Source organism: Amycolatopsis solani (genome assembly GCF_033441515.1).
GTDB classification, from domain to species: domain Bacteria; phylum Actinomycetota; class Actinomycetes; order Mycobacteriales; family Pseudonocardiaceae; genus Amycolatopsis; species Amycolatopsis solani.
In genome coordinates this window covers 696,861-716,427 of the sequence record NZ_JAWQJT010000001.1, presented here as the reverse complement: position 1 = coordinate 716,427, position 19,567 = coordinate 696,861, and the positions used below count along the sequence as shown (strand labels likewise).

Genomic DNA, 19,567 nt, shown 5'->3' with positions numbered 1-19,567 from the left:
CGGATTCCCCGATCGGCGCGGAGCGTTCGTGAGCGGAACGGACGGCACCGCCGTGTCCTTCGACACGGCCAGTGCGGCGCGGTCGCTGGGGGACGGCACCTTCACCGCGGTGCTGCGCGCGGAATGGGCCATCGGCTCGCACCCGCACGGGGGTTTCCTGCTGGCCCTCCTGGCCAAGGCGGCGATCGCCGCCCTGCACGAACGCGGGGAGCCGCACGCGGAACCCCTCGTCGTCAGCGCGGAGTTCCTGCACGCCCCGGCGCTGGGCCCGGTGCTCCTGCGCACGGACGTCCGCAAGGTCGGCCGCCGCGCGACGGTCGTGGAGGTCCGGCTGGAGCAGCGCGGCCGCAGCTGCGTCGAGGCCAGGGTCACGACCGGACGGCTCCCGATGCGCCGCCCGGAGTGGACGGACGTCCCGGCGATGGCCGCGGAGCCGCCCCCGGGCGCGCTCGCCATGGCGGAGAGCACGGAGGGCCCGTTCAACCTGGCCAAGGGCTGCGAGGTGCGCCTGGACCCGGCGACCGCGGGCTACCTGGCCGGCCGCACGGACGAGCCACCCCGCATGCGCCTGTGGGTCCGGCCGCGGCACAGCCTGGTCGACCCGTACTTCACGCTGCTGGCCTCGGACGTCAACCCGCCGGTGGTGATGAACCTGGGCCGCATCGGCTGGGCCCCGACGGTCCAGCTGACGGCGCTGCTGCGCACGCGCCCGGCCCCGGGCTGGCTGCGGGTGGTGGTGGAGTCGAGGTCGGTCCACGAGTCGTGGTTCGACTCGGACGCGACGGTGGTGGATTCCCAGGGCCGGCTGGTCTGCCAGGCCCGCCAGCTCGGCCTCGCCCCAGCCCCGGCCCCGGGCGGCTGACCTGAAGGGGACGTTGCCGGCATCAGATGCGAGGAAAGTCCCCTTCAGGGCGTGAGATGAGAGCAACATCCCCTTCAGGGCGTCGGGAACCGGCGTGGCCGCGCCCCGGCCGCGGGCGGCTGAGCGGCGGCTCGGGCCGGGCGGCGGTGTCGCGAATGACTCATTCGGGGCGTCGGAGGTCTCGAATGAGTCATTCGCGACCTTTGGGCGGGCGTCCCACGAGACCCGGGAACCGGCGTGCCCCGACCACCGGGGGAGCAAGCCTCGGGTGACGCCCGCCGGCGCGGGACGTGCCGGGCTGCGCCCGGCGGCTGCGCGGAGGCGCGGTGCCCAACAGCGCAGCTTCGCCGAGGTGGCGGTCGGTGGCGCGGGCAGAGCCCGCCGCGGGTGCCGAGGACCAGGCCCGGCCCCGGTCCGGCTGCGGCTTGGGCTCCGAGGGCGGGCGGCGGTGTCGCGAATGACTCATTCGGGACGTCGGAGGTCCCCAATGAGTCATTCGCGACCTTTCGAGCGAGACCCGGAACCGGCGTGCGGTGACCGCCCAGGGGAGCAGGCGACGCAGGCCGCGCCCCGGCACCGGGCGGCCGAGGCGGGTTTGGCACGCTTGGGTACATGACGGTCATCGCGGTGCTGGGTGCGGGCAAGATCGGCGAGGCGTTGCTCTCGGGGCTGCTGCACGGCGGCCACGAGCCGGGCGACCTGCTCTTCACCGAGCGGTACCCGGCGCGCGTCGAAGAGCTCACCGCGCGCTACGGCGTCCGCGGCGTCGAGGTCGAGGACGCGGCCAAGCAGGCCGACGTCCTGGTCGTCGCCGTGAAGCCGCAGGACATCGACCCGGTGCTCGACGAGCTGGCGCCGCTGCTCGGGCCGTCGTCGCTGGTCGTCTCGCTGTGCGCCGGGCTGCCCACCTCCCTCTACGAGCGGCGGCTCGCCGACGGGGTGCCGGTCGTGCGGGTCATGCCGAACACGCCGATGCTGGTCAACGAGGCCATGAGCGCCATCTCCGCCGGCCGGTACGCCACCGCGGAGCACCTCGCCGTGGTGCGGGACCTGCTCTCGCACGTCGGGCAGGTCGTCGAGGTGCCGGAGGGGCAGCAGGACGCCGTCACGGCGTTGTCGGGGTCCGGGCCGGCCTACTTCTTCTTCCTGGTCGAGGCCATGATCGACGCCGGCATCCTGCTCGGGCTGCCGCGCGCGCTCGCCGGGCAGCTGATCATCCAGTCGGCCGTCGGGGCGGCGAAGATGCTCGCCGAGTCCGAGGAGCACCCGGTGCTGCTGCGCGAGGCCGTGACGTCGCCCGCGGGCACCACCATCAACGCCATCCGCGAGCTGGAGAAGCACGGCGTGCGCGCGGCTCTCCTGGCGGCCATCGAAGCCGCGAAGGACCGCTCGGTGGAGCTCGGCAAGGCTCACGACGAGGCCTGAGCGCGCCCCGAACCGGTCCGGATTCGCCGAAATGGGCGATTACTCGGGTCTTGCACGCGCGGGTGCCTGTGCGTTAGCGCTGGTAGGGGCCCATCTCGGTGACAGGCGTCGCATTAGTCCCACCAGTCCCGCTACTCTCGATAGAGCACGTGCGTGTCGGTACCACAGGTGGGGAAGCCTCGTGGCGCGACGCGTGTCGAAGGACGCGGTAAACATGTCGCCGAACAAGAAGGAGGATCTGCCGGCAGTCGGGCAGGTCCAGTTCCTGACGGTCGCGGAGGTGGCCACGCTGATGCGGGTCTCCAAGATGACCGTCTACCGTCTCGTGCACTCGGGTGAGCTGCCCGCCGTCAGGGTCGGGAAGTCCTTCCGGGTGCCGGAGAAAGCAGTGCACGAGTACCTCCAGGGTGCTTACTACGACGTGGGTTGATCCACGCCTCGGCCGGCGGCACGTCGCGTTACGACGTGCCCGCCGACCGGCCCGCGCCGGGTGCCGGGTAACCTGGAAAACCGCTCGTGCCTGTGCGCTCCACCCGTTGGACGCTGCGCCGGGCAGCGTGACCGACGACGACCTAAGGAGCGCCCATGGGCTCTGTGATCAAGAAGCGCCGCAAGCGCATGTCGAAGAAGAAGCACCGCAAGCTGCTTCGCCGTACGCGCGTCCAGCGTCGTAAGGCCGGCAAGTAATCCTGCTCGGTGTGACCGTGGCCCGTCCAGTCTCTGGACGGGCCACGTCCATGTGGTGGGCCGTTCCCCCCGTTCGAGTGAGGTCTTCGTCGCTTTCCCGGGGGAAAGCGGTTAATAGCACGTAAGACACCCCGGAGCTACCACTGAAGAGCGGTAACATCTCAAGGGCGTCCGCGCGATGCTTCCAGTGAGTGCAGGCCCGCGCACTTCGGGTGATCGTCCACCCCCACCACGCCCTACGCCGCAGGGAGTCGCATGCCGTCGAACATCGTGCTCGTCACCGGGGTAGCCGGCGAACTGGGCGGGAAACTGCTCGCCCGGTTGGGCAACAACCCCGATTTCGAGCGGGTCATCGGCGTCGACACGGTCCCCCCGGCGAAGACGGTCCTGCAGCGCATGGGCCACGCCGAGTTCGTGCGCGCGGACATCCGGAACCCGCTGATCGCCAAGGTGATCAGCACCGCCAAGGTCGACACGGTGGTGCACGCGTCCTGCACCGCGCACCCGGCCGGGCCGGGCCGCCGCACGGCGATCAAGGAAGTCAACGTCATCGGCACGATGCGGCTGCTCGCCGCGTGCCAGCGCTCGCCCCTGGTCCGCAAGCTGGTGGTGAAGTCGACGGCGGCCGTCTACGGCGCCGGCGCCCGCTCGCAGGCGGTGTTCACCGAGGACTCCGAGCTCATCCCGACCTCGACCAGCGGGTACGCGAAGGACGCCGTGGAGATGGAGGGCTACGTGCGCGGTCTCGTGCGCCGCCGCCCCGACATCACCACGACGCTGTTCCGCTTCGCCAACATCATCGGGCCGTCGACGGACACCGTTCTTTCGCGCTACTTCGCGCTGCCGGTGGTGCCGACGGTCTTCGGTTACGACGCCCGGATCCAGCTGCTGCACTCTTCGGACGCGCTGGCCGTGCTCGAACGCGCGACCCTGACCGACCGGCCCGGCGTGTTCAACGTCGGTTCCGAAGGGGTACTCACGTTGTCGCAGGCGATCCGGCGAGCGGGCCGGGTCGAGCTGCCGATGCCGCGGAGCGTGGTGCCCTCGGTCGGCAAGGTCCTGCGCGGCGCGCGGGTCGTGGACTTCTCCGCCGACCAGGTCCGGCTGCTGAACTTCGGCCGGGTCGTCGACATCACCAAGCTGAAGAACGAGTTCGGGTACACCCCGCGGTGGACCACGCGGGAGGCGTTCGACGACTACATCGTCGGACGCGGCTTGCGGCCGGTGCTCGACGGCGCCAAGCTGGCGGGCCTGGCAGGCAAGGTCCTCGTCGCCGCGGCGACGGGGCAGGCGAACCGATGAGCAGGCCTTTCGGGGGTCTGGGTGGCGAAGCCCCCAGCCCGGAGCGAAGCTCCGGTTGTCACAGCAGGCCGCACGACTTGGACGACTTCGGAAGCGAGGCGGAAACGGTGGGCGGTGCCGAAGCTCAGGTCATCCCGCTGCACGGACCGGGCCGGGAGAAACCGGCGGCCGAGCGCGACCTCCGCGAGGAAGAGGCCGCGCGGAGAGACGCGCCGGTCGTCGCCTTCCCGGGTGCTGAGAAGGAAGCCCCGGAAGAGCCCCTTTCGGCTGCCGCGCGCTCGGCGCTCGGCTTCATCCGCGACCGCTTGACCGGCGACTACACCGTCGACGAGTTCGGCTTCGACGCCGAGCTGACCGACGCCGTGTTCCTGCCGCCGCTGCGCGCGCTGTACAAGAACTGGTTCCGCGTCGATACCCACGGCGTCGAGAACCTCCCGGCCGAGGGCGGCGCGCTGCTGGTGTCGAACCACTCGGGCACGGTGCCGCTGGACTCGCTGATGACGGCGGTCGCGGTCCACGACGAGACCGGCGGCCGTCACCTGCGCGGCCTCGGCGCCGACCTGGTGTTCCAGGTGCCGCTGGTGGGGTCGTTCGCGCGCAAGTCGGGCCAGACGCTGGCGTGCAACGAGGACGCGGAACGCCTGCTGCGCAAGGGCGAGCTGGTCGGCGTGTGGCCGGAGGGCTTCAAGGGCATCGGCAAGCCGTTCTCGTCCCGCTACAAGCTGCAGCGCTTCGGCCGCGGCGGCTTCGTGTCGGCCGCGGTGCGCGCCGGCGTGCCGATCATCCCGGTGTCGGTGATCGGCGCCGAGGAGATCTACCCGAAGCTCGGCGACATCAAGGTGCTGGCCCGGATGCTGGGCCTGCCGTACTTCCCGGTGACGCCGTTCTTCCCGCACTTCGGCCTGCTGGGCGCGCTGCCGCTGCCGACGAAGTGGAGCATCGAGTTCGGCGAGCCGATCCGCACGGACGAGTTCGAGCCGGAGGCGGTGGAGGACCCGATGCTGGTGTTCCAGCTGACCGACCAGGTCCGCGAGTCGATCCAGCAAACCCTGTACCAGCGCCTCTCCCAGCGGAAGTCGGTCTTCCGCGGCTGAGCCTCGTGAGTGTTTAGGACGGTTAGAACCGTCCTAAACACTCACGAGAACTTGCACCGGGCCTCAGCGGCGGCGGTAGGCCATGCCCGCGGCTACCGCGCCCGCCAGCGCGCCGGCGCCCAGGACCGACGGCACGCCGATCTTCGCCGCCTTGCGGCCGGTGCGGAAGTCGCGGATCTCCCAGCCGCGGGCGCGGGCCACGTCGCGCAGGCCGCCGTCCGGGTTGACGGCCACCGCCGTGCCCACCGACGACAGCATCGGGATGTCGTTGGCCGAGTCCGAATACGCCGTGCAGCGCTTGAGGTTCAGCCCTTCGCGCGACGCCAGCGCGCGCACGGCGTGCGCCTTCGCGCGGCCGTGCAGGAGGTCGCCCACCAGCCGTCCGGTGTACACGCCGTCGCGGGTCTCGGCGACCGTGCCGAGCGCGCCGGTGAGGCCCAGGCGGCGGGAGATGATCGCCGCCAGCTCGATCGGGGTCGCCGTCACCAGCCAGACCCGCTGGCCGGCGTCCAGGTGCATCTGGGCCAGCGCGCGCGTGCCGGACCAGATCTTGTCGGCCATCAGCTCGTCGTAGATCTCTTCGCTGATCGACGTCAGCTCCGCGACCGTGCGGCCGGCCACGAAGGACAGCGCGCGCTCGCGGTGGGTCTTGATGTCTTCCTTGTTCTCACGGCCGCCGAGCCGGAACTTGATCTGGCCCCAGACGAACCCGGCCAGGTCGGCGGAGGTGAAGAACTTGCGCGCCGCGAGCCCGCGGGCGAAGTAGAAGATCGACGCGCCCATCATCATCGTGTTGTCGACGTCGAAGAACGCCGCCGCGGTCAGGTCCGGCGGCGCGGGCGGGGCCGGGGGCTCGGCGACCACGCGGGCGTGCGCGGCTTCGGCCGACGCTTCGCCCGCGAGCGCGGCGAGCCGTTCGAGCTCCTGACTCTTATCCCTGCCACGCCAAGCTGACACGCACACCGCCTCCACGTCTGCCCACGTCCGGCCACGTCCCCGTGAACCTCCGGGACCTTCGCACAGGGTAGCGAGCCGCCCACGGTCCCGTCGCAGGTGTGGCCGGGACCTCAGCCGATGACGATCGGGGGCAGCCCCGGCAGCAACGGCGGGATCGAAACCAGCGGCGGCGACGACGTCGTCGGGGTGGTCGACGGCGGCCGGGTGGTGGTCGTCGGCTGACCGCCGTACACCGGCGGCGGCGTCACGCCACCGGTCGGCGCCGGGATGCCCGGGGTGGCGGCCGCGTCCGACGGCGGCAGCTGCGTGCCCGTCACCACCGGCGCGGTGCTTTCCCCCGACGACGGCGAAGCCGGGGCAGACGACGGCTGCTCGCCGGCGGCCGGGGCCGGCCGGGCCGTGCACTCGCCGGTCGCCGGGAGCAGGCCGAGGTCGTCGGAGGTGCCGGTGGTGATCTCGTAGCAGTTCAGCCGGGCGACCAGCCCGCTCGTGCGCTCCTGGACCTTCCCCAGCAGGTCGCGGACGTCGCCGAACACCGGCGCCGCGTCCGCCGGCAGCGGCTGCGACGCCAGGCGGGCCGCCTGGTTACGCGCCCACAGCCGGACGTCGGCCAGTGCCTGCGCCCCGCCGCTGTCGCTCGTCGCGACCGCGGCCAGCTGGGAGACACCCGCCTTGAGGTCGGCGGCGAAGTCGTCGTACGCGGTCCGGTAGTCGGCCGGGCTCGCGCCCGCTTCGGCCAGCTCGCCGAGTTCGGTGATCCGGTTGGTGGCGAACTCCAGGTGCTTCTGCGCCTTCGCCTGGTCGCCGAACGTCAGGCCCAGCGCCGTCGACTCCCCGGCCCGCTTCACGCCGTACAGCGCGTCACCGGGCAGCGCGTTCCGGGACAGCACCAGCGTCAGGCCCGAGAGCACCAGGACGAGGAAGAGCGCGGCGGCCACCAGGTCGGCGGTCCGCGGCCGCCACCTCCGACGCGGGGTGGCCGCCGCCGTCTCCAGGCGGCCCGCGATCTCCGCGCGGATCCGCTGCCGGGTTTCCAGGTCCGGGGCCCCGGCCGCACCGAGGTCGCGCAGCGCGCCGACGAGGGCCAGTTCGTCGGCGAACTCGCCGTCCCGGCGTACCGGGGACGGCTCCAGGGCACGCGCGAACCGGTCGATCTCGGCTCGCTCACGCGCAAACCTCACTGCGCAGCTCCATCTCCGGCCATGACCGGTCCTGACAAACCGGTCTGGCAGGAGTAACGATCCAGAAGGCGCGGGGGTTACCGGTTCCGGTCGACGGACCGGAAAGTTCGCGGGATCAGCGCAATCCGGTGGGCAGGAGTTGTGCCAATCGGCGTACCGCGCGGTGCTGGAGCGCCTTGATCGCGCCCTCGTTGCGGTTCATGATCTCGGCCGTCTCCGCCACCGACAGACCCTGCAGGAAGCGCAGGATGATGCATTCCCGCTGGTCGTCGCCCAGTTCCGCGACGCAGCGCAGCAGCTCGGTGCGGGTCGCGCGGGAGATGGCCTCCTGCTCGGGGCCCGCCTGGGCGGTCGCGCCGACGCTGAACGGCGCCGAGCCCGGCTCGGTCACTTCGTCGGTGACCACTTCGAGCTTGAACCGGCTCGACTTCACGTGGTCGAGCACGAGGTTGCGGGCGATGGTGACGAACCAGGCGCCGACGTCACGCCCCTGGTAGCTCACCGACGTGATCCGGCGCAGCGCGCGCAGGAACGTCTCGCTGGTGACGTCCTCGGCCAGGTCGCGGTCGCCGAGCCGGAACAGGACGTACCGGTAGACGACGTCGACGTAGCGGTCGTAGAGCCGGCCGAAGGCGGACGAGTCGCCGTCCTGGGCGGCGCGCACGAGCTCCCACGCCTCGGCCTTCGCCGCCTCGGCGCGTTCGTCGTCGGACGCCTGCCTGCTCACCGGCACGGCCGCGGAGCGGCCGAACACGCGCTCGGCGAACATGAAGACGGGCCCGTGGCCCACGGCGGTCGGCACGGTCATCGGGCGGCACCTCCGGCGGCGAAGCTGGCCCCACGGGCCACTGGACCCCCGGAACCCGGACGAGCAGGGGCCTGCCGGCTCGCGTGCCCCACGACTTCGTGGGCAAGCAAGTTCGTCACGGCGACTCCCTCTCTCCGGTCGCGGCGGTGATCAACACCACCCCGCGACGCAGTGCAGCATACGTGTAGTTACCGCGAAGTAGGTAGTGGCTCCGGGGTTGCGAAGAAGCGACGCTCGCGGTCAGCACCCATGACGTCGCTCCGAATGACAGACTTGCAACGCTTTGGCCGGGATCGGAGAAAGGCGGGCCGCGGGTGAGTGCTCCAGAGGGGACGACGTCGGGGGTCGGCGGGCTGCTCACGCGGGCCGCGGCCACGTGGCCGGACCACCCGGCCGTGCGCGAAACCGGGTCGGGCCGCGCACTGACCCACCGGCAGCTCGAAGCGGCCGCGCAGGTCCAGGCCCAGGCACTCGCGGACGCGGGCGTCGCGCCCGGCGACCCGGTCGCGCTGCGGCTGCCGACGTCGGTCGACTTCGCGGTCGCCTTCTTCGGCGCGCTGCGCGCCGGCGCGGTCGTCGTGCCCCTGTCGCCGCAGGTGCCCGGCCCCGAACTGGCGAAGCTGCTCGCGCACAGCGGTGCCAAGGTTGTCATCCAGCGGGACGCCGAAGCGGAGCTGCCGGACGGCGTGAGCGGGGTCACTCCGCGAAGCGACCCGGATGGAGTAGTCGAATTCGTCGATGCGGGCCGCGCCGGCGAGGACATCGCCGTCGTTTCGTACACCTCGGGCACCACCGGGCCGCCGCGCGGCGTGATGCTGTCGCACCGCGCGCTGCTGGCGAACCTGGAGCAGCTCAGCCACGTCGAAGGCAGCCTCGAGCACGACGACCGCGTGCTGCTCACCATCCCGCTCTTCCACGTCTACGGCCTGGGGCCCGGGCTGCTGCACGCCGTCGCCGTCGGCGCGACCGCCGTCCTGTCCGAGCGCTTCGAGGCGCAGCGCACCCTGGACGACTGCGCGGAGCACGGCGTCACCACGATCACCGGCGTCCCGACCATGTACGCCGAGTTCGCCGCGCTCGGCGCCGACGAACTGCGCCGCGGCTTGGCCACCGTGCGCCGGATGACGTCCGGCGCCGCGCCGCTGCACCCGAAGGTGCTGACCGCCATCCGCGAGGCCGCCGGCGTCGACGTCTACGAGGGCTACGGCCTCACCGAATGCGCGCCGGTGGTCACGTCGACGCTGGTCACGGGCTACCCGAAGCCGGGCTCGGTCGGCCGCCCGCTGCCCGGGATCGAGCTGCGGCTGGTCGACAGCGACGGCAGCGACCAGTCCGTGCCGCTCGACCCGGACGACGTCGACGACGTCTTCGAGGCCGAAGGCGAGACCGGGCTGGTGTCGATCCGCGGCGCGAACCTGTTCTCCGGCTACTGGCCCGACGGCGAGCACGGGCCGGACGACGAGGGCTGGTACCGCACCGGCGACGTCGGCTACCTCGACGTCGACGGCGACCTGCACCTGGTCGACCGGGCCAACGACCTGATCATCGTCAACGGCTTCAACGTCTTCCCGCACGAGGTCGAGGAGGTCATCGGGCAGCTGCCCGAGGTCGCCGAGGCGGCGGTCGTCGGCGTCGTGGACGAGCGGAGTGGCGAAGCGGTGAAGGCGTTCGTCGTGCCGGCGGCCGGGGCGGCGCTGTCCGAGCAGCAGGTCGTCGACCAGTGCGCGGCCCACCTGGCCGGGTACAAGGTGCCGCACCTGGTCGAGTTCGCCGAGTCGTTGCCGCACTCGGCCACCGGGAAGCTGCGCCGCCTGCGGCTGCGGTAGGAAGGACGTCATGGCGCACGAAGTGACGGTCATGGGCCGCGAGGGCTGCCACCTCTGCGAGGTCGCGGAGGCCGACGTCGCGCGGATCTGCGGGGAGCTCGGCGTCGCGTGGAAGGCCGAGGACGTCGACACCGACCCGGAGTGGCGCGCGGAGTACGGCGACCGCGTCCCGGTGATCCTGGTCGACGGCGCCGAGCACGGCTACTGGCGCGTCGAAGAGGACCGGCTGCGGCGAGCGCTGGCCTGAGCCGTAACACGTCCGTAAGCGTCTTCGGGCCGCCTTGGCGGGCTTGCGCTCCGAAGATGGAGGCGTGAGCACTCTGCAGGACGCACCACCGGCCGCGCGCCGGCTTTCGCTGCCGGTCGCGACCCTGATCGGGATCCTGGCGCTGGCCGCTGCCCTCGGCGTGGGGCACCTGGTCGCCGGCTTCGTCGGGTACACGGCTTCGCCGTTCATCGCGGTGGCGAACTACGTGATCGACCACAGCCCGACCGGCATCGTGAAGTGGGCCGAGCGGACGCTGGGCACCTGGGACAAGCCGGTGCTGAAGCTCGGGCTCGCCGTGGTGCTGGTCCTGTTCGCGCTGCTGGCCGGGCAGCTTTCGCGCCGGACGCCGCGGGCCGGGCAGATCCTGGTCTTCGTGCTCGGCGCGGCCGGGGTCGCCGCCGTGTACGCGCGCTCCGACCTGGGGCAGGTGTCGCTGCTCGCGCCGGTCGCCGCCCTCGTCGCCGGGCTCGCGGTGTTCACCTGGCTGCACCGGATCGCGCTGCCCCAGGACGTGGTCCAGGACCGCGGCTTCGACCGCCGGAAGTTCCTGCGCGCCGGGGTCGGCGTCGTCGCGGGCTCGGGCGTCGCGGCCGTCGTCGGCCAGGTGGCCGGGACCAGCTCGAACGCCGAGGACTCCCGCGCCGCCGTCGGGCCGCTGGTGCCGGCGCGGACCGCGCCGCCGCTGCCCGCGGACGCGGACTTCGCGAAGCTCGGCTCACCGCCGTTCATCACGCCGAACGGCGACTTCTACCGCATCGACACCGCGCTGGTCGTGCCGCAGATCCGGACCGAGGACTGGAGCCTGCGCATCCACGGGCTGGTCGACCGCGAGGTGACGTTTTCCTACGCGGACATCCGCAACCGGCCGCTGGTCGAGCGCCGGGTGACGCTGACGTGCGTGTCCAACGAGGTCGGCGGCCCGCTGATCTCGAACGCGACCTGGCTCGGCGTCGACCTCGTCGACCTGCTCGACCAGGCCGGCGTCCAGGCGGGCGCGGAGCAGATGTTCGCCACCAGCGTCGACGGCTGGACGTGCGGCACCCCGGCGAACGTCGCCCTCGACCCCCAGCGCGGCGCGATGCTGGCGATCGGCATGAACGGCGAGCCCCTCCCGATCGAGCACGGCTTCCCGGCGCGGCTCGTGATCCCCGGGCTGTACGGCTACGTGTCGGCGACGAAGTGGGTCCAGTCGCTGGAGTTCACGAAGTGGAGCGACCGGCAGGCGTATTGGCTGAGCCGGGGCTGGGGCGAGCAGGCCCCGATCAAGACGGAGTCCCGCATCGACACCCCGAGCGGCTTCGCGCGCGTCCCGGCGGGCAAGGTCCGCCTGGCGGGGACGGCGTGGGCCCAGCACACGGGCATCGCGAAGGTGGAGGTCCGCCTCGACCAGGGCGCTTGGCAACCGGCGGTGCTGTCGGCCGAGGTGAGCAAGGACACGTGGCGGATGTGGTGGATCGAGCTCGACGTGCCGCCGGGGACGCACCAGGCGTTCGTCCGGGCCACGGACCAGGACGGGTACACGCAGACGGAGAACCGAGCAGACCCGGTCCCGGACGGCGCGACGGGCTGGCACTCGGTGAGCCTCGACGCAAGCTGACGCTGTCTGGTTCTGGGGTGGAGATGACTTGAATGACTCATTCATGTCGTGGGATGAGGTGAATGGGTCATTCAAGACGTCCCGGCCGCCGGTTCGGCTCGGGTGGGGGCGGGGCCGACCCGGCCTGGCGCGGTGGTTCCGGTGGGTCGCGAATGACTCATTCGCGGCCTCTGACGTCCCGAATGAGTCATTCGCGACCTCGCCGCGGCCGGCTCGGTGCCACCCGGCTCGGCCCGCCCTCGCCCGGCCATCCCGCCCGGCCGGGCCCCGCCCCGGTCCGAACCGATCGGCTCGCGCGGACCCGCTGCCCACCCCTCGCCGGATGACGTGAATGACTCATTCATGTCGTCCAACGACATGAATGAGTCATTCAAGACATCCCAGCCCCGCCGCAGCGAAGCAACCAGGCAACCCCCGCCCGTCGGAAAAGCCTGGCGGGCAAGGATTCTGACGCCGTGTCATGATCGGCCACCTCCCAGAACCGCCTCCGACCAGTGACTTTGTGCGTGCGTTCACAAGTGGTCTACCGTAGGGCCATCGCCCCCGGGCGGTCCGGCATCGAACCGGACTCCGCGTCCTGGGTCAAGACACAGTTCGGCATGGCCGTGGCGATGGCCGCCGGGTGCACAGCGGGTAGGAGACGACGGGCGTGGTGACACAGCGGGGGAGGCGCGACGCGGCGGACTCCCCGGGCCGGGCGCCACGTCGGCCCCGCCGTCAAGCCGTGCCGGATGCCGACAACGCTCCCACCGCCGAGATACCGGCCGTGCCCGCCGAGCGCAACGGGGATGCCCCCGAGGCCGTCCGGGCGAAGTCGATCCCCGAAGCGGCCGTCGCGCGGCTCGCCGTCTACCTGCGGGTGCTGTCCGGGCTGCGTGACCAGGGTGCCACCACGGTGTCGAGCGAAGAGCTGTCCCAAGCCGCGGGCGTCAATTCCGCGAAATTGCGCAAAGATCTCTCGTACCTTGGCTCCTATGGCACCCGCGGCGTCGGCTACGAAGTCAGCGTCCTGGTGAGCCAGATCGAGCGCATCCTCGGCCTGACCCGGCAGCACAAGGTGGCCGTGGTCGGGATCGGCAACCTGGGTCACGCGCTGGCGAACTACGGCGGCTTCCCGGGGCGCGGCTTCCCGGTGGAAGCCCTGTTCGACCTGGACGCGGACCTGATCGGCGTGCCAGTCGGCGGGCTCCCGGTGTCGCACATGGACGACATCCCGCGGGTCTGCGCCGAGCGCGGCATCTCCATCGGCGTGATCGCCACCCCGCCGACCGCCGCGCAATCGGTGTGTGACCGGCTGGTCGCGGGCGGTGTCCAGTGCATCCTCAACTTCGCCCCGGTGGTATTGCAGGTTCCTGCTCACATCGAGGTCCGCAAAGTGGATTTGGCTGTGGAGCTGCAGATACTCTCGTTCCATGTGGCCCGCCGCGCGGATGACGCCGCCGCGGATCAGGGCAATTCCGGATTACGCGCCCACGGTGCGCCGTCCGAGAATGGGAACGGATCGGGTCCGGACGGCGGACGGGAAATGGTGGTGCGCTCATGAGCGAGCCTGCGAGTGAATCATTCAACACGGCGCGCTCGCTGATGCGATCACCGAGCGGCAGCGAGGTGACGGCATGAGCGTGTTGGCGGTCGGTCTTTCGCACCGGAGTGCGGAGCTGAGCACGCTGGAGCGCGCCGCGATCCCCGCGCCCGAGGTCGGCAAGGTGCTCGACGAGCTGCAGCAGGCCCAGCACGTCAGTGAGGTCATGCTCGTCTCGACGTGCAACCGGATCGAGGTCTACGCGGTCGTCGAGACCTTCCACGGCGGCCTCAACGACGTCTCCGACGTGCTCGCCCGCCAGGCCGGGATGGAGCCCGCCGAGCTCTACGACAGCCTGTACGTCCACTACGCCGGCGCCGCCGTCGAGCACCTGTTCTCGGTCACTTCCGGCCTGGACTCGATGGTCGTCGGCGAGACGCAGATCCTCGGCCAGATCCGGTCCGCCTACGCCACCGCGCGCGAGGCCGGCACGGTCGGCCGCACGCTCCACGAACTGATCCAGACCACGCTGCGCGTCGGCAAGCGCGTGCACTCCGAGACCGGGCTGGACCAGCTCGGCGCGTCGGTCGTGTCCGAGGCGCTGGCCGCGGCCGGTGACGTCACCGGCAAGCACGCCGTCATCGTCGGCGCCGGCTCGATGGGCGCGCTGAGCGCGTCCCAGCTGCGCAAGGCCGGGATCGGCGAGATCACCGTGGCCAACCGCACCGACGCCCGCGCCCGCCGGCTCGCCGCGAACGTCACCGAGCAGGGCGTGCCCGCCCGCGCGGTGCCGCTGTCCGGGGTCGCCGACGCGGTGCGCGACGCCGACGTAGTGATCTGCTGCACGGGCGCGCAGGACGCCGTCTTCACGCCGGAGCACGTGCGGCCGCGCGGCGGGCGCGAACTGGTCGTCTGCGACCTCGGCCTGCCCCGCGACGTCGACCCGGCGGTCGGCGAGCTCGACGGCGTCCGCGTGGTCGACCTGGCCACCGTCCAGCGCCGGATGCGCGAAGCCGGCACCCCGACCACCGAGCGCCAGACCGCCAAGGCGACCGGGATCGTCCTCGACGAGGTGCGTGACTACCTCGCCGGGCAGCGCAGCGCCGAGGTGACGCCGACGGTGACGGCGCTGCGCAAGCGCGCGGCCGAGGTCGTCGACGCCGAGCTGCTCCGGCTGGACAACCGCCTGCCCGAACTCGACGCCGGCGTCCGCGAAGAGGTCGGCCGCACGGTCCGCCGGGTGGTCGACAAGCTGCTCCACGCGCCGACGGTGCGGGTCAAGCAGCTGGCCGCCGAGACGGCCGACACCGACTACGCGAACGCGTTGCGAGAACTGTTCTGCCTCGACCCGCAGGCACCGGCCGCCGTGGCGAGCCCGAAGCCCCCAGCAGAGAAGAAGTAGTAGTGACCAGAGTCATTCGCATGGGCACGCGCGGCTCCAAGCTCGCGCTCGCCCAGACCGGGACCGTCGCCGACGCCCTGCGCGCCACCGGTGCCGAGGTCGAGATCGTCAAGGTGACCACGCCCGGTGACCAGTCCTCCGCGCCGATTCCCACGATCGGGGTCGGCGTGTTCACGTCGGCTTTGCGGGAAGCGTTGCTGCGCAACGAGGTCGACGTCATCGTGCACTCGTACAAGGACCTGCCGACCGCGCCGGAAGCGGGCATTTCGCTCGCCGCCGTGCCGCCGCGGGAAGACCCGCGGGACGCGCTCATCGCGCGCGACGGGCTCACGCTGGGCGAGCTGCTGCCCGGGTCCACAGTGGGCACCGGCTCGCCGCGCCGCACCGCGCAACTGCGCGCGCTGGGTCTCGGTTTGGAAATCGTGCCGATTCGCGGCAATATCGACACCCGCATGCGCAAGGTCACCGACGGCGAGCTCGACGCCGTGGTGCTCGCGCGTGCCGGACTGGCCAGGGTCGGACTGGCCGAGGCGATCACCGAGACCCTCGACCCGATCCAGATGCTGCCCGCGCCCGCACAGGGCGCGCTGGCGGTGGAGTGCCGGTCCGCCGACGTGGACCTGGAGCACCTGCTCGCATCCACATTGGACGACGAAGGCACGCGGGCCGCGGTGACGGCCGAGCGTGCTCTGCTGGCCGCGCTCGAGGCGGGGTGCAGCGCGCCGGTGGGCGCGCTCGCCGAGATCGTCGAAGATCTCGACGCCGAGGGCAAGGTCGTGGAACGGATCTCGCTGCGCGGCACCGCCGCGGTCGACGGCGAGGACGGCGCGGTGGACATGGTCCGGGCCATCGCGCTGGCCGACAAGGACCAGGCCGCCCAGCTGGGCAAGGACCTGGCCGCCGAACTGCTGGACCTCGGAGCCGGAGCCCTCTCCGGTCCCACCCAGTAGCGCTCTCGCGAGCGCTTCGAACACGTAGGAGACCTGTGGCAGTGCGATCGCGCACGGCCGCCGCAAGAGGAGAGAAATGACCCCCGCGCGAAAGACCACTGGGCGCGTAGCGTTCGTGGGCTCCGGGCCCGGCGACGCCGGCCTGCTCACGGTCCGTGCCCAGGAGCTGCTGACCAAGGCCGAGGTCGTGGTGACCGACCCCGACGTGCCCCAGGCCGTGCTGGCCATGGCCGCCGAGGGCGCCGAAGTCCGGCCCGCCGTCGGCGAGGCCACCGAGGTCGCCAAGGACCTGACCGCCGAAGCGAAGGCCGGCCGGCTGGTGCTGCGGCTGGTCGCGGGCGACCCGCTGACCACCCCGGCCGTCGTGGCCGAGGTCCAGGCGGTCGCGCGCACGAGCGCCGTGTTCGACGTCATCCCGGGTGTGTCCCCGGGCGCGGCCGTCCCGGCGTACGCGGGCGTCGCGCTCGGCGGCACGCACGTCGAGGCCGACGTCCGCGGCGACGTCGACTGGGCGGCACTGGCCGCCTCGCCCGGCCCGCTGGTGCTGCACGCGACGTCGGCCCACCTGGCCGAGGCCGCGTCGGCGCTGACCGGCAACGGCGTCCCGGCGTCGACCCCGGTCGCGGTCACCGCGAACGGCACCATCAACACCCAGCGCACCCTCGACACCACGCTCGAGAAGGTCGCCAACGACGCGGGCGAGCTCGTCGGGCCGCTGATCGTCACGATCGGCCAGGCCGCCGGGCAGCGCTCGAAGCTGTCCTGGTGGGAGTCGCGCGCGCTTTACGGCTGGAAGGTCCTGGTGCCGCGCACCAAGGAGCAGGCCGGCGAGATGGCCGAGCGCCTGCGCGGCCACGGCGCGACGTCGCACGAGGTGCCCACCATCTCGGTCGAGCCGCCCCGCAGCCCGGCGCAGATGGAGCGCTCGGTCAAGGGCCTGGTCGACGGCCGCTACCAGTGGATCGTCTTCACCTCCACCAACGCGGTCCGCGCGGTGTGGGAGAAGTTCGAGGAGTTCGGGCTCGACGCCCGCGCGTTCTCCGGCGTGAAGATCGCCTGCGTCGGCGAGTCGACCGCGGCGAAGGTGCGCTCGTTCGGCATCATCCCGGAGCTGGTCCCGTCCGGCGAGCAGTCCTCCGAGGGCCTGCTGGCCGAGTTCCCGCCGTACGACGACGTCCTCGACCCGGTCGACCGCGTGCTGCTCCCGCGGGCGGACATCGCCACCGAGACGCTGTCGGCCGGCCTGCGCGAGCGCGGCTGGGAGATCGACGACGTGACGGCCTACCGGACCGTCCGGGCCGCCCCGCCGCCCGCCGAGACCCGCGAGATGATCAAGACCGGCGGCTTCGACGCGGTCTGCTTCACCTCGTCTTCGACCGTGCGGAACCTGGTCGGCATCGCCGGCAAGCCGCACACCCGCACGCTGGTCGCGTGCATCGGCCCGAAGACCGCTGAAACCGCGGTGGAGTTCGGGCTCCGGGTCGACGTCCAGCCGGAGAAGGCCGACGTCCCGCACCTGGTGGACGCGCTGGCCGAGCACGCCGCGCGCCTGCGTGCGGAAGGCGCCCTGCCGCCGCCGCGCAAGGCGAAGCGGGCCCGCCGCTCCTGAGGTTCGTTGGTCCGTGAAGGCTTCCTTACCGGCTCTTGTGGCCGGTAAGGAGGCCTTCACGGCTTTTCGGGAAGCGGCGGGAGTACCTTGGTAGGAGTGTTCCCCGAGCATCGTCCCCGCAGGCTTCGCACCACCCCGGCCATGCGCAGGCTGGTGGGCGAAACGACGCTGCGGCCACGCCAGCTGATCCTCCCCATGTTCGTCGCCGAGGGCCTCGACTCGCCGCGGCCGATCTCGAGCATGCCGGGCGTCGTCCAGCACACCCGTGACACGCTGCGGAAGGCCGCCGTCGACGCGGTCAACGCCGGCGTCGGCGGGCTGATGCTGTTCGGCATCCCCGAGACCCGCGACGCCGAGGGCTCCGGAGCCGTCGACGAAAACGGCATCCTCAACGTCGCCCTGCGCGACCTGCGCCACGAGCTCGGTGACGCCACCGTGCTGATGGCCGACACCTGCCTCGACGAGTTCACCGACCACGGGCACTGCGGCGTCCTGGACGCCGACGGCGGGGTCGACAACGACGCCACCCTGCGCGTGTACGCCGAGATGGCCGTCGCGCAGGCCGAAGCCGGGGCGCACGTGCTCGGGCCGTCCGGGATGATGGACGGCCAGATCGGCGTCATCCGCCGGGCGCTCGACGAGGTCGGGCACAGCGACAAGGCGATCCTCGCCTACTCCGCGAAGTACGCCAGCGCGTTCTACGGCCCGTTCCGCGAGGCCGTCGACTCGCAGCTCAAGGGCGACCGCAAGACCTACCAGCAGGACCCGGGCAACGGCCGCGAGGCGCTGCGCGAGATCGAGCTGGACCTCGCCGAGGGCGCGGACATGATCATGGTCAAGCCCGCGCTGGCCTACCTGGACGTGATCAAGGCGGCCGCGGACATCTCGCCGGTCCCGGTGGCGGCGTACAACATCTCGGGCGAGTACGCGATGGTCGAAGCCGCCGCGGCGAACGGCTGGCTGGACCGGGAACGGACCGTCCTCGAGGTGCTCACGTCGATCCGGCGGGCGGGCGCGGACATGATCCTGACGTACTGGGCCGCGGAAGCCGCTGCGTGGCTGGACTGACCCGTTAGAGTCCTCGCGTGGAAGACAAAGAGGACCTCACCGGTCTGACCGACGACGAACGCCGCAAGAAGGGCCGCTCGCCGGACCCGGTGCTGCCGGGGCAGAAAGCGCCTAAGGCGACCCCGCCGCGGCCGGTGGCCATCTCGTTCTGGTTGTGGCTCGCCGGTGGCGTGGTGCTCATCCTCAGCTACGTCCAGCTGCTCAGCAGCAAGTCGGCCGTCATCGACCAGTTCGTGAAGGCGACCACCGACCCGAAGTACACGCCGCAGATGATCGCGGACGGCGTCACGACGCTGCTGTGGTACCTGCTCGGCGGCGCGGTCGTGTTCGTGCTGCTGTTCCTGCTCTTCGCGTACAAGGCCCGCGAAGGCACGCGCTCGGCCAGGACGGTGCTCACCATCCTGCCGATCGTGATGCTGCTGCTGATCATGACGATCGCGCCGATCATCAACTACCTCACCCTGGTCTCGGTGCTGCTGTTCGTGATCGCGCTGGTCCTGATGTACCTGCCGTCGGTGGCGGGCTACTTCCCGAAGGCCGGCCGCAAGCCGTGAGCGACCGGCTCTACGCCGAGTCCGGCGTGAGCTGGGGCGCCGTTCTCTGGGGCCCGGTGTTCGCCGTGGCCGGCGCGCTGTTCGAGCTGGTGACCGGCGGCCCGGTGCACGTCGTGGGCTGGCTGCTGGTCGGCGCCGGGCTGTGCGTGATCACGGCACCGTGGGTGTACGCGCGGCGCCGGTTCCTCTCGCTCGAGGTGACGACGAAGCAGCTGCGCCAGGGCCGTGAGCAGGTCCCGGCGGACCAGCTGGCCTCGGTGACGGACGTCGGCGCCCCGGTCGGCGCCCGCGTCCTCGGCGGCGGCTGGTCGGTGCCCCGGAAGTACGACTCGCTGCCGGTGGAGCTCGCCGACGGCACGGTGGTGCTGGCGTGGGCGAAGGACGTCGAGGCCCTGCGGGACGCGCTCGACCGGCTCGTCCGGGCGACGCCGAAGGAAGCATGAGAAAATCCCTGC

Annotated in this window: 19 protein-coding genes; 16 read left to right on the top strand and 3 right to left on the bottom strand. The window is 71.9% G+C overall.

The window, feature by feature from the left end; translation table 11 throughout:
- The first annotated feature begins 28 nt into the window (after positions 1 to 28).
- The 6 genes from SD460_RS03580 to SD460_RS03555 all read left to right on the top strand — a co-directional run bounded on the left by SD460_RS03580 (position 29) and on the right by SD460_RS03555 (position 5,370).
- On the top strand, positions 29 to 862 hold the full coding sequence (locus tag SD460_RS03580; RefSeq protein WP_290054479.1) for a thioesterase family protein: 834 nt from the start codon (positions 29 to 31) through the stop codon (positions 860 to 862).
- 612 nt (positions 863 to 1,474) lie between these two features.
- Positions 1,475 to 2,287 carry a pyrroline-5-carboxylate reductase gene (gene proC, locus SD460_RS03575; protein WP_290054481.1) on the top strand — a complete coding sequence of 271 codons (813 nt, stop codon included), beginning with the start codon at positions 1,475 to 1,477 and terminating at the stop codon, positions 2,285 to 2,287.
- A gap of 214 nt (positions 2,288 to 2,501) precedes the next feature.
- Positions 2,502 to 2,717, top strand: coding sequence for a helix-turn-helix domain-containing protein (locus SD460_RS03570; protein ID WP_013222402.1), 216 nt, complete (start codon positions 2,502 to 2,504; stop codon positions 2,715 to 2,717).
- A gap of 155 nt (positions 2,718 to 2,872) precedes the next feature.
- Entirely contained in the window at positions 2,873 to 2,974 is a 102-nt protein-coding gene (locus tag SD460_RS03565) for a 30S ribosomal protein bS22 (RefSeq protein ID WP_007030867.1), read from the top strand.
- Between the two features lie 255 nt (positions 2,975 to 3,229).
- A complete protein-coding gene (locus SD460_RS03560; RefSeq protein WP_290054497.1) occupies positions 3,230 to 4,276 on the top strand; it encodes an NAD-dependent epimerase/dehydratase family protein in 1,047 nt (348 codons plus the stop codon).
- A gap of 77 nt (positions 4,277 to 4,353) precedes the next feature.
- Positions 4,354 to 5,370 (top strand): lysophospholipid acyltransferase family protein, encoded by a 1,017-nt coding sequence (locus tag SD460_RS03555; protein WP_290054499.1) that lies wholly within the window; start codon positions 4,354 to 4,356, stop codon positions 5,368 to 5,370.
- A gap of 63 nt (positions 5,371 to 5,433) precedes the next feature.
- Here the strand turns inward: SD460_RS03555 and SD460_RS03550 are convergent, their stop codons facing one another.
- The 3 genes from SD460_RS03550 to SD460_RS03540 form a co-directional block, all read right to left on the bottom strand.
- Positions 5,434 to 6,342: an HAD family hydrolase gene (locus tag SD460_RS03550; protein ID WP_290054501.1), complete on the bottom strand. Its 909-nt coding sequence runs from the start codon at positions 6,340 to 6,342 to the stop codon at positions 5,434 to 5,436.
- Between the two features lie 95 nt (positions 6,343 to 6,437).
- Positions 6,438 to 7,508, bottom strand: a complete 1,071-nt coding sequence (locus SD460_RS03545; RefSeq protein ID WP_290054503.1) for a DUF5667 domain-containing protein — start codon at positions 7,506 to 7,508, stop codon at positions 6,438 to 6,440.
- A gap of 115 nt (positions 7,509 to 7,623) precedes the next feature.
- The gene (locus SD460_RS03540; RefSeq protein ID WP_290054504.1) at positions 7,624 to 8,316 is read right to left on the bottom strand and encodes a sigma-70 family RNA polymerase sigma factor; all 693 of its coding nucleotides are present in this window, start codon (positions 8,314 to 8,316) and stop codon (positions 7,624 to 7,626) included.
- Between the two features lie 314 nt (positions 8,317 to 8,630).
- Here SD460_RS03540 and SD460_RS03535 point away from each other — a divergent pair, with 314 nt between their 5' ends.
- From SD460_RS03535 to mce1N, 10 genes are all read left to right on the top strand, one after another.
- A complete protein-coding gene (locus tag SD460_RS03535; RefSeq protein ID WP_318305909.1) occupies positions 8,631 to 10,142 on the top strand; it encodes an AMP-binding protein in 1,512 nt (503 codons plus the stop codon).
- Between the two features lie 10 nt (positions 10,143 to 10,152).
- Positions 10,153 to 10,389: a glutaredoxin family protein gene (locus SD460_RS03530; protein ID WP_290054510.1), complete on the top strand. Its 237-nt coding sequence runs from the start codon at positions 10,153 to 10,155 to the stop codon at positions 10,387 to 10,389.
- A gap of 64 nt (positions 10,390 to 10,453) precedes the next feature.
- Positions 10,454 to 12,007, top strand: coding sequence for a molybdopterin-dependent oxidoreductase (locus tag SD460_RS03525; protein WP_290054512.1), 1,554 nt, complete (start codon positions 10,454 to 10,456; stop codon positions 12,005 to 12,007).
- A gap of 649 nt (positions 12,008 to 12,656) precedes the next feature.
- On the top strand, positions 12,657 to 13,550 hold the full coding sequence (locus SD460_RS03520) for a redox-sensing transcriptional repressor Rex (protein ID WP_290054514.1): 894 nt from the start codon (positions 12,657 to 12,659) through the stop codon (positions 13,548 to 13,550).
- 73 nt (positions 13,551 to 13,623) lie between these two features.
- Positions 13,624 to 14,931 (top strand): glutamyl-tRNA reductase, encoded by a 1,308-nt coding sequence (locus SD460_RS03515; protein ID WP_290054516.1) that lies wholly within the window; start codon positions 13,624 to 13,626, stop codon positions 14,929 to 14,931.
- Positions 14,932 to 14,951: 20 nt separating this feature from the next.
- A complete protein-coding gene (gene hemC, locus SD460_RS03510) occupies positions 14,952 to 15,881 on the top strand; it encodes a hydroxymethylbilane synthase (RefSeq protein ID WP_438860590.1) in 930 nt (309 codons plus the stop codon).
- A gap of 76 nt (positions 15,882 to 15,957) precedes the next feature.
- Positions 15,958 to 17,490: a bifunctional uroporphyrinogen-III C-methyltransferase/uroporphyrinogen-III synthase gene (locus tag SD460_RS03505; RefSeq protein WP_290054519.1), complete on the top strand. Its 1,533-nt coding sequence runs from the start codon at positions 15,958 to 15,960 to the stop codon at positions 17,488 to 17,490.
- 96 nt (positions 17,491 to 17,586) lie between these two features.
- Positions 17,587 to 18,558, top strand: coding sequence for a porphobilinogen synthase (gene hemB, locus SD460_RS03500; protein WP_290054521.1), 972 nt, complete (start codon positions 17,587 to 17,589; stop codon positions 18,556 to 18,558).
- 17 nt (positions 18,559 to 18,575) lie between these two features.
- Positions 18,576 to 19,112 carry a hypothetical protein gene (locus SD460_RS03495; protein WP_290054523.1) on the top strand — a complete coding sequence of 179 codons (537 nt, stop codon included), beginning with the start codon at positions 18,576 to 18,578 and terminating at the stop codon, positions 19,110 to 19,112.
- A complete protein-coding gene (gene mce1N, locus SD460_RS03490) occupies positions 19,109 to 19,555 on the top strand; it encodes a transport-regulating membrane protein Mce1N (RefSeq protein ID WP_290054525.1) in 447 nt (148 codons plus the stop codon). Before SD460_RS03495 ends, mce1N begins: the two co-directional genes overlap by 4 nt.
- Positions 19,556 to 19,567: the final 12 nt, after the last annotated feature.